The organism is Streptomyces atratus, assembly GCF_014648655.1.
Taxonomy (GTDB): domain Bacteria; phylum Actinomycetota; class Actinomycetes; order Streptomycetales; family Streptomycetaceae; genus Streptomyces; species Streptomyces atratus.
In genome coordinates, this window is the sequence record NZ_BMRN01000004.1 from 398,714 (window position 1) to 410,959 (window position 12,246).

Sequence of the window (12,246 nt, forward strand, 5' to 3'; positions counted from 1 at the left end):
ACAAAAAACAGGCATGACGAAACCACCGACAGGTGGTCTATGTCTGTGCCTGTCAAAACACTGCGGAAAGCGCCGCAGCACGTGAACTGCAAGAAGTACGTACTACGCAGTGAGGTTAAGAATGAGTCAGGAGAAACGTCAAGGGTTTCCGGCAGGTTACTCAAACGTGACGCGGGCCTTGACGGTGCTGGAGGGAGCGTGCTCCGGCGGCCTGTGACGACCCCCGGAGCACCGCCTGTGCCCGGTCGGGCCGCAGCGGCTGCCCGCTTCGTCGCGGCGGCCGGCTCCGGGGCGGAAAGGTCATCCCGGTGACTCTCCCGCGTGAGGGGGATGGCCACGGCGCTGACCACGCGGACGCCCGCCGGGAACAGGGAGACGGTGCCGGTGTGCGTGCCGCCGCCTGCCGCGGAGAGCAGGCTGGTGGCGCGATCAGCGGGGCCAGTCCGGTGCCGAGCGTGGTGGCCGGCCGATGCCCCGCACCACCGCCGTCCTCGACGACGCCACCGAGGAAGCCACCGCCGGGCCGCCCCGATCCTCGGTATGGGGCCGCCGGATTCATGCAGAGATGGCGGAGCGACGGGTGACCGCGTACGCCCGTGTCCTGACCCCGGTTCCCGCTGTTCGAGCCACAAGCTCGGTGATCGATATGAATACGGCTTGTCACGTGTTCGGGTGGCGGCTGCCGCGGCGGGCCGTCTGCGTCCATCCGGTCGCCTGAACACGAACGGCGGTCCTTGCCATCCGCGGTCGGATGGCAAGGACCGCCGTCACGCTCAGGCCCCGGTGGCCGGCAGCGCGGGTGCGGCGGGGCCCTCCTCGCCGAGTGGATCCCTGTTCAGCGGATCCTCGTTCGCCGAAGCCCAGCCGGCGCAGTTGGCGCAGTTGGCCCGGCGGACCGGCTCACTTGGACTGCGTGGAGACGCTCACACCGCTGAAATCCTGCGCGGCGGCGAGGCTGAAGTAGACCCAGCCGGACGGCGGGTTGTCGACCGTCAGGGTCTCGCTGTTGCCGGCGTTGGTGGACTTCGCCTGGTAGCTGCTGGTGGTGGCCCAGGTGCTGCCTCCGTAGTACAGGTCGGCGTTGCCGGTGCCGCCGCCAGTGGTGATGGTCAGCTGCTTGAGGCCGGCCGGCAGGTACACGAAGTGGTAGCTGTAGTTGCCGGTGGAGGCCGCGAGATTGTCCCGGCGGCAGTTCTTGTCGAACTGACGGGGGTCGCTGATGGTGCAGAGCGGGGTGGACGAGGCCTCCGGCAGGGGGCCACAGTCGTTGGTCGCGCAGGCGGTCGTGAGCCAGGTGGCGAAGCCGGCGTCGTAGCTGGTGCCGATGGTCTGCTTCAGGAAGGTGCGGGCACCGTTCCAGTCACCGGTGCGGTATTTGTTGAGCACGGTCTCGACGTCAGCGGGGTGCGCCTGGAGCATGTAGCGGACCGCGAGGAAGCCCCAACGGTAGACCCGGTTCGAGTTGACCTCGGGGTCCCCGTCCTGGTTGTAGACGGTGTCGAACAGGTCGCTGAGCTTGTAGGTCTTCTTGCCGGCCTCGCCGATCGCGTCGGCGTTGCGCTCGTTGCGGTAGCCGTACGAGATGTTCTCGGCGATGCCCTCGACCCACCAGATGGTCGGCGTGGTCAGGCTGGCCTCGAAGTCGCCGGCCATGTTGTAGCGGCCGTCGAGGTAGTGGGTGTACTCGTGGTTGAGGTTCCAGATCTGGAAGTCCGGGCGCAGCCAGTGGGCCTCGTGGGCGATGAAGCGGGCCTGGTTGCCGGCGGCGGCCGGGTTGCCCTCCTCGTACATGCCGCCGTTGTCGACGTCGATGTTGTAGATCGCCCAGGCGTACAGCGAGTACTGGGTGTAGTCGTCGAAGACGACGACCTCGAGGTTGGTGTTCACGTCACCGGGGATCGCGCCCTTGTCGCCGATGACCCGGTGGAAGTAGGCGTCCTGGTTGACCAGGCTGGCGCAGGTGCCGGCCAGCTGTCCGGGGGACATGTCCTGGGCACGGATCTTCAGGTCCGGGGTGCATGTGTGCTGGATCGGCAGGATCGCCGGGAGCACGCGGTCGCCCAGGTCGCAGATGGCGTAGGCCGCGCAGTTGTTCCTGTCGTACTGGCGCGTGTACCAGCCCAGGTTCATGGTGATGGGCGCGGTGGGGCCGACGTTCGGGTAGCGGTTGATCAGGTCCTTCAGCAGCGGCCTGACCCGGTCCTTGAGCTCGGGGACGTCGAGGGCGTAGCCGAGGTAGCGGCCGACGTTGCTGACGACGTCCAAGCGGTTCAGCTGCGCGCTGTTGCGCGTGATGAAGCCGGCCCAGGTGTTGAGGATGGTGGGGTCGGCCTTGAGGGCGGCCCGCCAGCCGCGGTCGTCGTTCTTGGCCTTGAAACCGTTCTCGACAACCCACTCGACGTGCTGCATGGCGAGGTTCATCTGGCTGGGCCAGGTGCCGTCGTAGCTGCCGAGCATCCACTTGACGACGCCGGCGTACCGGCCGGCCGCGTGGGCGCTGTCGATCAGCGTGACGACCTCGTTGAAGATCTCGCCGTTGGCGTCGGTGACGTCCTTGCTGTGCGGGGAGGCGAAGAACGCGTCCAGCGCGCCGAGCGCCGCGCTGTCCAGCGCCGTGCCGTAGTCGCCGACGACGTTCGCGTGGTTGTCCTGCACGTAGTAGCCCGCGCGCAGGAACAGCACCAGCTGCCCGATGGCGGCGCTGTTGTTGCCCGAGTAGGTGGCGGAGGCGTCGCGCAGCGCGTTGGCGACGGTCACCATCTGGGCTTCACGAAAGGTCTTCCGCGCGTCCTCCCCGGTGAGGCTGAACAGCGGGTAGGTACAGGTGATCCGGGGGAGGGCCTTGAGCTGCTGGACCAACGCGCTGCCCGTGGCGTTGATCACGCCGGAGATGTCGCCGCACTCGTCCCCGGCGGCGGCCGAGGACTGCTTGTCGGCCTTGACAGGCTTGACGGTCGGGGCGGGTGCCGGGGCGGACTCCTCGGCACTGTCCTGCGAGGAGATCCGGAAGCGGGAGTTGTTGCTCATCGCATCGGGCGACTTGGGGACCGGGATCGACCGCGGCGCCGAGGCCGCGGTTTCACTTGCCTTCGCACCGGCCGGGGTCGTGGCGCCGACGGAGGAGGCCTGGCTCTGTGGCGCGAACAGGCCGAGCGCAATGAAGACGGCTGCGCCGAGCGCAGGAAGTCTGCGCGCGTTGGCCTTCGATATCCGGAAGGGATGCATCTGTGGGGGCCTCCGGGGCCGCTTGGCCGCGTGCTGGGGGCACGGGCAGTTGATGTGTGACATGTAAAATTGCACATGTCGCATTACATCGAAAGGTTTTTGCCAGATTATCGGCCACCGCAACTGAAACGTTGTCAACTGAGCCTGGTCCAACCTCGGATCGAGGTGTGGTGAAGGACGAGGACGGCCTTGACGATGTCGGTGATGCGGTTGGTGCTGCAGCGGAGCTTTCGCGGGAGGCGCCAGCCCTTGAGGGTGGTCATGGCTTGCTCGCCGAAGCAGCGGATCTCGGCGTGGCTGCTGTTGTGGCGGCGCCTCCATCGCTCAGGCGGCGGCCTCGGAACGGTACCTGGACGGTCCCGCCGGCTCCCTGATACGCCTTGTCCGCCCAGCATTTGAGCCCCGACTCGGTGACTGCTTCGAAGATTCCGTGCTGTCGGGCGGCGGTGAGGTCGTGGGTCGAGCCGGGCAGTGCGGGTGAGGCCCAGAACGGGGCCCGAACGTGTCGGTGAGGACTTGCACGCTCATGCCGTGGCGCTTGTTTTTCCCCGAGTGTGCGCCGTGAGGAGCTTGTTGTTCGAGTGCAGGTGAAAGGCCAACCCCATCGTCCTCTCGCAGCAGGGCAGTTGAAGCTGGGGGCAGCCTGAACCGGGAGGTGCCGGGGAGGGCGGCAAGCAGCTCCGACAAAGCCGGGACGCGCCGGCACTGCCAGATGGTGCGGGTCTGAGGTTCCCCCGCATCTCGGGGGAACCTCAGTCTCCCACCAGGGCTCTCCTGGCCGGTTTCGCCGGTTCGGCAGCAGCGTGTCGTCGGTGCCCGGAGCGCTGGCGGAGGCATGACCTCATAGCAGCGCCGGTCCCGGATGAGGGCCCAGAGCGCGTTGACTCGTCTCCGCGCCAGAGCAAGGACCTGTGGCGGCTCCGAATCGTGGACATCGCGAAGGAGGCCCCTGACAGCCTCCATGCGCATATTGCGCACGCTTGCCCGTGGACAACGAACACAATCGGGGCGGCGTGGTGTCCTGTCGAGGGTTGTGAGGGCGGGAGGGCGGAGGGCGATGCCCGGCACGAGACAGGGGGCGCGAGCGGCATGCGAAAGGCGGGGTGGTGCGTGATCCGCACCACCCCGCCCCGTGCCCGTGAGGTTTTCGTCAGTGCCCCGACTGCAGCGCCGCCCAGGTGTTCGCCCCCACGACGCCGTCGGCCGTCAGGCCCCGGCTCGCCTGGTAGCTGCGCACCGCCGTCGCCGTCTCCTGGCCGAAGCTCCCGTCGATGCCGACGGTCGAGCCGAGCGCCGCGGTCAGCGAGCGCTGGAGCCGCTTCACTCCGTCGCCCGAGTTGCCCTGCTCGAGGGGCGTCGTCGGACCGGCCGACAGCACCGCGGTCCAGGTCCTGTCTCCCACGACGCCGTCGGCCGTCAGCCCGTGGTTCGTCTGATACGCCATCACCGCGTTCTTCGTGGCCGGTCCGAAGCTGCCGTCCACCGCGCCCACCACGTAGCCCTGCTCGCTCAGCAGCTGCTGAACCGCCTTGACCTGGGGGCCCGTCGAGCCGCTCCGCTGGGTCGCGTACGCGGTGAAGCTCAGTGCGTCACCGCTCTTGCCGCCGGTGTTCCCGCCCACCAACTGCATATAGCGATTCCAGTCCCAGTACGGGCCCGGGTCCGTGTGGTCGTTGCCCGGTGCCTCGCTGTGCCCGATGATGTGCGCCCGGTCCTTCGGGATGCCGTACCGGTCGCACAGGTGGCGGGTCAGGGCCGCCGAGGAGCGGTACATCGAGTCCGTGAACCAGGAGGGGTCGTCGATGAACCCCTCGTGCTCGATGCCGAGTGCCGAGGCGTTCTGGCCCCGTGCGTGGTACGCGGTGTCTCTGTCGCGCACCATCTGGGTGATCTGGCCGTCGGAGGAACGCACCACATAGTGGGCGCTCACTTCGGCCGTCGGGTTCTGGAACCAGCTGATCGAGCCCGCGTACGAGCCCTGTGTGACATGGATGATCACCTTGTCGATCTTGGCCGTCCGGCCCGCGGCGAAGTTGTTCGCATTGGCCGGAACCCACAGTGCGGACGGGTAGTCGGTGCTCTGTGTGGGTACGTCGGTGGTGTCGAGCGAGCCCTTGTGCGGTGAGACCGGACGGGCCGTCACCGAGATGTGCTCACCGCCGGGGACGGTGGCGTAGAGCCCGTGGGCCAGGAAGGTGTACACGGCGTCGGCGTAGAGGGTGGCGGCGGGTCCCGTCGAGCCGCTGTACCGGGCGACGGCCGGGTACCAGGCGTTGACGTCGTCGCGTTCCCGGTCGTCGAGGCCGAGCTTGTCCGCGTAACTGCGCAGCACCGCCGCGCCGCCCAGGATGTTGGCCTCGGTGTCGGTGCGGAGGTCGACGAGGGGTTCGCCGGTGAGGGCGGCCGCCCGCTCCAGCGTCGGGTTCGTGGGGTTGCTCACCAGGTGCATCACGCCGTACCCGTTCGCCTGGCTGGGGCGCCCCGAGTGGCCGTCGAGATGGGTCTCGCCGTACCCGACGGCAGCGAGCAGATCACGTGGTACGTCGAACTTCGCGGCGGCCCGTGCGAACGCCTGGCTCATGGAGTGGCCGTCGGCCGGAGCGGCGAAGGCCGGACTTCCGGTCGCGGCCAGGGCCGTGGCGGTGAGGGCCGCTAGGACGGATGCGCGGCGCTTTGTGTGGGCGGCGGCTCGTCTGGGCATACCTGCTCCTGCTCTGTGGGGGAGAAGAACGGCCCCCGGGCCCGAGTGGGGTGGGCCGAGGGGCCGAAGCCCGCTCAGAGTATCGGCGTGTCCAGGGCATGACAATCACTTGATCGCGTGTCGAACTCCCTTTCACTCCAACGCAGTTGAGGCGCAGGTCGGAGCCCTGCCGGGTGACCTGATGGGCGGTCACCGGGCAGGGCCGAGAGGCGAACGTCAGACGCGCACCGCACCCCGCTCCCGTTCGGCGACGAGCTGCAGAGCCACATCGGTGATCACGTCCTCCTGACCGCCGACGTACCCCGCCTCGCCCACCCTCCGCAGGGCCTCGTGCGCCGGTACGCCGTACCGCTCACCGGCCCGCTCCGCATGGAGCAGGAAGCTGGAGTACACACCCGGGTACCCCTGGGTGATCGCGGCCCGGTCGGTGCATGGCAGCCGCGGGATGAACGGCCGGGCGACCTCCTCGGCGGCGGCCAGTACCTTCTGGGTGTCCACCCCCGTGGGTACGCCCATCTGCTTCAGTACCGGCACCAGGATCCCGGTGGGCGAGTTGCCCGCCCCCGCGCCCGGCGCGCACAGGGTGCCGTCGATCTGCCGGGCCCCCGCCTCGTACGCCGCAAGGGAGTTCGCGACCCCGAGCGCCAGGTTCTGATGGGCGTGGATGCCGACCTGGGCGTCGTCGCCGAGCTCGGCGACCAGCGCCGCCCCCGGTCCCGGGCCTGCTTCGGCAGCAGCGCACCGGCCGAGTCGACGACGTACACGCACTGGCAGCCCGCGTCGGCCGTGATCCGGGCCTGCCCGGCGAGCGCCTCGGGACCGATGCGGTGCGACAGCATCAGGAAGCCGACCGTCTCCATGCCGAGCTCGCGCGCGGCCCCGAAGTGCTGCACGCTCACATCGGGCCGCCCTCCCACGGCAGTCGGCGGGCGTGCACCCGGTGCGCAGGGCGTGAGAGGCGGGTCCGGGCAGTCGGTACGGGTCGGACGTGATCCACATGTCGACGCAGGTGGGGCGGCCCGGCGACCGGACATCCCCACCTGCGGCTCGCGCGTTCGCGCAGACTTCGGAGGTCAGTGACCGCCGTGGCCCGGGGCGTTGACGTCCACCCGCACGATCTGCGGGTCGTGGTCGCTGGCCTGGTCGGCGAACTCCGCGTTGATGTGCACCACGTCGTAGTCGAAGCGGCGGACGCCGGGGCTGGTCAGGATGTGGTCCAGTGTCTGCGAGTTGCCCTCGTACACATAGCTGTACTGCTCGCTCGCAGGCAGCGTGGTGATCAGTGGCTTGAGTACCTCGCCGCTGGTCAGCGCGTCCATCGTCGGGGAGAAGGCGAAGTCGTTGAGGTCGCCGAGCGTGATGACCCGGGCCGAATCGTCTGCGGCCAGAAGGGACTTGACGAAGGTGTTCACCTCCGCCGCCTGCTTCACCCGCTTGGTCTCCGAGCTGCGTCGCGGCTCCTGGTACCGGCCGTGCAGGGGCTGGTCGCCGCCCTTGGACGTGAAGTGGTTGCCGATGACGAAGACCGGCTTCCCGTGGAAGCGGAACTCGCCGACGAGCGGCTTGCGGCTGTCGGCCCACGCGTCACTGGTCGGGGCGATCCGGCCGGGCGACGCCGAGAGCGTCACCCCCTTCTTCGTCTTCACCGCGGTCACGGCGGTGGTCGCGTCACCGCCCGCGCGGTCCACGAAGTCGACCCTCTCGGGGTTGAAGAGGAAGACGTTGCGGATGTTGCCGCCGGGTTCGCCGCCGTCCTTGCCGTTCTCGGGGGCGACATACCGCCATGCGTACTGCGGACCGCCCGCGGCGACGATCGCGTCGGTGAACCGCTTCAGCGTCGCCTCGGAGCCGACCGTGCCGTCGTTCACCGCACCATTGTCGTCCTGGATCTCCTCCAGCGACACGATGTCCGGGGAGGAGAGGTTGGCCGCGACGCCCTCGGCGAGGGTGTCGAACTTGGCCTGCTCGTCGAGAGCGTCCAGGTTCTCCACGTTGTACGTGGCGACGGCGAGCTCCTTGCCCTTCTGCTTCCGGGTGACTTCGCGCCTCAGGTGGTTGTCGGTGAGCGTGCCGAGCTCGGTGGCCTGGAGGTTGTAGCCGCCGAACGACGCGTAGTCCATGACACCGGTGGTGGCGCCTGACAGCACATCGCCCACGTCGGCGACAGGGACGGGCCGGTCCGGGGCGAGCGACATCACCTTGATACGGCCGGTGTTCTGGTCGTCGTAGGAGGAGTAGAGCGTGCCGCCCCGCCGGGTCCGGTTCTCGTCCGGCTTGACGCTCACCCAGACCTCGTCGTACGCGTTCGTCGCACCCGTCACCCGAGTGTCGGAGATCTCGACGCGAGTACCTTCGAGCGACTCGTAGAGGTCGAGGGCGTACGCCGACGGGTCGAGGGTCAGCGAGTCGATCGAACCGCCGTCCGCCGAGGGGACGTAAGCGTCCGGCACCGAGGCCGCATCGAGCACGACCGGGGCGGGCAGCGCGTTGCCCGAGGACAGGACCGTGGTCTTGGGGGCGGTGATCTCGGTGATCGACTGGGTGGTCGATGACGGGTAGTACTCGTCCACCTTGCCGCTGACCAGCACCGAGTCGCCCACGGCGACATCCGGCGCGGTGGAGCCGGTGTAGACGAATACGCCCTCACCCGTACGGGCGTCCGTGTCCGGCGCGGTGTCCTGGATCCAGAAGCCGCGTGAACCGGTGGTCCGTACGCCGGTGACGATGCCGGGGACACCGGTCACCGGGCGGCCCTCCAGCGGCGACACACGCGTAGTGCCCTGGATGTCGTGGATCCGGACGGTGCCGGGTTCGGTCGGGCCGCCGGGGTCCTGCGGACCGGATCCGCCGGACGTCTCACCGGCCGAGTTGACCGGTGTCGGGGTGCCCGCGGTGAGGTCGGCGGCGTTGTCATCGGTGTCGACGAGGGACGCACCGCGCGCCACCGAGGAGGTGTTCGATGCCCCCGTCGCCGGGCCGCTGCCCTCACGTACGACCGCGGAGCCGTAGCCGACGAGATCCACGATCCGTGTGTCGGCCGCGCAGTCGGCCGCTGTCTTGCAGGTCAGCGGAGTCGTGCCGGAGACCAGCGCGACGGTTCCGCCGCCGGCCGCCATCGCGACCGTGCCGGTGGCGTCCGGTGCCGGCAGGGCGACGGTGCCGCCGGTGCCCGCTGCCTCGGCGACGAGGTAGCGGCCGCTGGGGGCGACGGACCCGCTCAGTGCGGAGACCTGCCACAGCGAACCGGCGGAAGGCGAGGCTGGCAGATACTGCACGCTGAAACCGGACAGGTCGTACGAGGCGGAACCGGCATTGGCCAGTTCGATGAAGTCCCGGGCGAGTGTCGCACCCGAGTTGCCCCCGCCGCCGTACACCTCGGAGATCACGGCGGTCGAGGACGGAGCCGCGAAAGCGGCGGGCAGCGCGGTGGCCGAGAGCGTCACGGCGACGGCGCCGGCCAGCAGGACGGAACGGGGTCTGGATATGTGCACGGTGGGCTGCTCCCGAAGTGTGGTGAGGGCAAAAGCTATGCGCGTAGAACCAGCCGTGACAAGACATCAGAAGTTAATTCCAGAAATCGTTCCGGCGGCCCCGAAGCGATGGGGCGAGGAGCGTGGAGGTGTGGTGGGTGCCTTCGGGTCGGCCCGGCTCGGCCCGGCTCGGCATGCAACCAAAAGGTTGCCTATGCTGCAAAGGGGCGGAGAACACGAACAGGCGATGGTGACCGTGATGGCGACGATGGATCCGATATTCAAGGCACTCGCCGACCCGAGCCGCAGGGAACTGCTCGACCGGCTCAACGCCCGGGGCGGTCAGACCCTGCGCGAGCTGGGCGAGGGCCTGGGCATGAGCCGACAGGCGGTGAGCAAACACCTGGCGGTGCTGGAATCGGCGCTGCTGGTCACCGTCGTGCGCCAGGGCCGGGAGAAGCTGCACTACCTCGACCCGGTGCCGATCCGGGAGCTCGCCGACCGCTGGATCGGCCGGTACGAGCGCCACCGCCCGGCCGCGCTGTCCCCACTCGAACAGACCCTGGAAGGAACGGCCATGGACAAGCCCGAGTTCGTCTACGTCATCTATATCCAGACCACCGCCGAGAAGCTCTACCGGGCGCTGACCGATCCCGAATTCATCGAGATCTACATGGGCGGTTACGGTCCCGAGTCGACCTGGGAGGTCGGTGCGCCGGTCCGCTGGAAGATGGACCCGGACGGCGAGTTCGAGGAGGTCGGCCAGCGGGTCCTGGAAGCGGAGCCCGGCAAGCGGCTCTCGTACACCTGGCACACCCTGCAGCCCATGCACCGTCAGATGTTCGACTTCGCCTCGGACGAGGAGTGGGAGAAGGCCGTCCAGGAGCGGTCCAAGGTCGCCTTCGACATCGAGCCGGCCGAGGAGCCCGAGATGGGCATCAAGCTGACGATCACCCACGACGGGTTCGACAGCCCGGACAGCAAGATGCTGGAGGGCGTCAGCGGCGGCTGGGTCGTGATTCTCTCGTCGCTCAAGACCCTTCTGGAGGGCGGCAAGTTCCTCGACGAGCCGGCATGACGACCAGGTGGTCCGGCGCCGGCTTCGGGGCGGCGCCGGACGCCCGGCGCGGCAGCGCAAGGCGCGGGCAACACGCGGCGGGCGTAGGCGCGATCATCTGACTGTCCGTCAATCGATGGGGTGCGTCAATCGATCGGCCGGTTCGGCGGCGGCCGCGGTCACCGTACCTTTCGCCGGTACGGCGGTACACTCTGCGGCCCCGCGCCCCGCCGACCGGCTGTTCGAGACCGTCGGCCGCGGCGACGGTCATCTCGGCATCGGACTGGCGGAGCTCGGGTGACGACTGTCTTCTGCCCTCGGCTCAGGCTCCGGGTACCCGGTCGAGGAAGCCGCTGACCGAAGTGATGCGTCCGTCGTCGGCGAGTGCGAGTACGTCCGACCCGGCGACAGGCGCCGAGCCGTCGGCGGTGGAGACCAGTTCCCAGCTGAAGCGCACGATGTCGTGGTGCCCGTCCGGGGTGCCGGTCAGCCGGAACTCGAAACCGGGGAACTGCTGATGGGCCCCGTTGATCGTGGCCGTGAGCTCCTCGTGGCCACGCACGTCGGCCAGCGGGTCGGTGTAGGTGGCGCTCTCGGTGAAGGCGGCCGCGACAGCCTTCTCCAGGTCCTCGGGGGTGGCCGCGTTCCAGGCGACGAAGTAGCGCTGAACGGCGTCCTCGTATGCGGTCATCGTGCTGTCCTCTCCTCGCGTCCCGGACCCTGGGGCCGGGCTCCCGTGTGCTCGTGAGGAACACGATGTCCGATGGCGCGGAAGGCGTCGATTACCTCCGAGGTCATGGTCCGAGCGCCGCCGGTGAGATGCCACATCGCAGTAAAGCGGAAGTGAAGAATTCCTGGCGTCAATGTATTCCCGCCGATGCATTCCTGGCGTCGGTGCAAGGGGAAGAAGCGCCTCCTCACCCCAGGCTGTCCGGGACGACATGCATGGCGGCTTCCTCGGCCGATGCTGCCGCTCCGTCGATCCCGACGTCCTCGGCGGCCAGGGTGTCCGGCTCGTTGATGTCCAGCTGCCGGGTCAGTCGGCCGGCGCGTACCGTACCGACCTCCGCGTCCCAGAGTTCGCCGTCACCGTCGGACAGATCTCCCAGGTCGTCGCCGTCGGCTTCGGTGACATCGGGCAGCTCCCGTGCCAGGCGGCCCTCCAGCGGCTCGCCATTGTGCTGTTCGGCGGCCGTGGTGCCCAGATCCTCCACCGCCCACGGTCGCTCGGGCGGGGAGTAGCCCTCATCGAGCAGGTCGGTCAGTCCCACCCGGTTGTCCAGGGTGTCCTCGATGTCGAGCTGCTCGGTGAGGTCGGAGGCCTCAGGCTGTTGGGGCTGGTAGACATCGTCTCCCATGTCGGCATCCTTCATGGTGTGTCCCTTCCCGGTTGTGGGGATCCCGGTCGTGCGTGCCGCACACGCGACTCGGGGGAAAGGGGGGCATGTATTCGGTAAGCGCCCGAGTGCCGTCGAACCGCCCGTATGGGTTCAGGATAAGTGGCCCGGGTGCGAGCCCGCAGCCGTGGGCCGCCGCCCGGGCGCGGCAGGCCGGTCCGAGGGGCCATGGAAGGTGCAGGCGGAGCATGCTCCGCCCCATTCCTCATCGGGAGAACCGCCATGGATGTTCCGACATCTGCGCGCTTGACCTGATCGGAGAGCTGCAGGGTGGATGACCTGCAAAAACTGGTGTTTCAACGTGTTTCATGGTGTTGACGTTCGTGCCGTGGTTGATCGGAAAACTGGCGGAATTCAATGTCCTGCCGGAATTCTTCAGGAACGCCAGTGGGTTCC

At 68.6% G+C, this 12,246-nt stretch carries 8 protein-coding genes and 1 pseudogene; 2 read left to right on the top strand and 7 right to left on the bottom strand.

Going from position 1 to position 12,246, the window contains the following annotated elements; genetic code table 11:
* Positions 1 to 469 precede the first annotated feature (469 nt).
* On the top strand, positions 470 to 718 hold the full coding sequence (locus IEZ15_RS09810; RefSeq protein ID WP_189275874.1) for a hypothetical protein: 249 nt from the start codon (positions 470 to 472) through the stop codon (positions 716 to 718).
* Positions 719 to 900: 182 nt separating this feature from the next.
* Here the strand turns inward: IEZ15_RS09810 and IEZ15_RS09815 are convergent, their stop codons facing one another.
* The 5 genes and pseudogenes from IEZ15_RS09815 to IEZ15_RS09835 form a co-directional block, all read right to left on the bottom strand.
* A complete protein-coding gene (locus IEZ15_RS09815; protein ID WP_229845819.1) occupies positions 901 to 3,225 on the bottom strand; it encodes a M9 family metallopeptidase in 2,325 nt (774 codons plus the stop codon).
* A gap of 134 nt (positions 3,226 to 3,359) precedes the next feature.
* A pseudogene (locus IEZ15_RS09820) lies at positions 3,360 to 3,780 on the bottom strand (transposase family protein); the annotation flags it as partial.
* Between the two features lie 595 nt (positions 3,781 to 4,375).
* Positions 4,376 to 5,926, bottom strand: a complete 1,551-nt coding sequence (locus IEZ15_RS09825; protein ID WP_189275879.1) for a peptidoglycan-binding protein — start codon at positions 5,924 to 5,926, stop codon at positions 4,376 to 4,378.
* A gap of 216 nt (positions 5,927 to 6,142) precedes the next feature.
* Entirely contained in the window at positions 6,143 to 6,694 is a 552-nt protein-coding gene (locus IEZ15_RS09830) for a 4-hydroxy-2-oxovalerate aldolase family protein (RefSeq protein WP_229845820.1), read from the bottom strand.
* A 305-nt stretch (positions 6,695 to 6,999) separates the two neighbouring features.
* Positions 7,000 to 9,417, bottom strand: coding sequence for a DUF8508 domain-containing protein (locus IEZ15_RS09835; protein ID WP_189275881.1), 2,418 nt, complete (start codon positions 9,415 to 9,417; stop codon positions 7,000 to 7,002).
* A gap of 247 nt (positions 9,418 to 9,664) precedes the next feature.
* Here IEZ15_RS09835 and IEZ15_RS09840 point away from each other — a divergent pair, with 247 nt between their 5' ends.
* Positions 9,665 to 10,474 carry an ArsR/SmtB family transcription factor gene (locus tag IEZ15_RS09840; RefSeq protein WP_189275883.1) on the top strand — a complete coding sequence of 270 codons (810 nt, stop codon included), beginning with the start codon at positions 9,665 to 9,667 and terminating at the stop codon, positions 10,472 to 10,474.
* Between the two features lie 301 nt (positions 10,475 to 10,775).
* Here the strand turns inward: IEZ15_RS09840 and IEZ15_RS09845 are convergent, their stop codons facing one another.
* Both IEZ15_RS09845 and IEZ15_RS09850 read right to left on the bottom strand, forming a co-directional pair.
* Positions 10,776 to 11,144 carry a nuclear transport factor 2 family protein gene (locus IEZ15_RS09845; protein WP_189275885.1) on the bottom strand — a complete coding sequence of 123 codons (369 nt, stop codon included), beginning with the start codon at positions 11,142 to 11,144 and terminating at the stop codon, positions 10,776 to 10,778.
* A gap of 226 nt (positions 11,145 to 11,370) precedes the next feature.
* On the bottom strand, positions 11,371 to 11,826 hold the full coding sequence (locus IEZ15_RS09850; protein WP_114247444.1) for a DUF5709 domain-containing protein: 456 nt from the start codon (positions 11,824 to 11,826) through the stop codon (positions 11,371 to 11,373).
* Between the last annotated feature and the right edge of the window lie 420 nt (positions 11,827 to 12,246).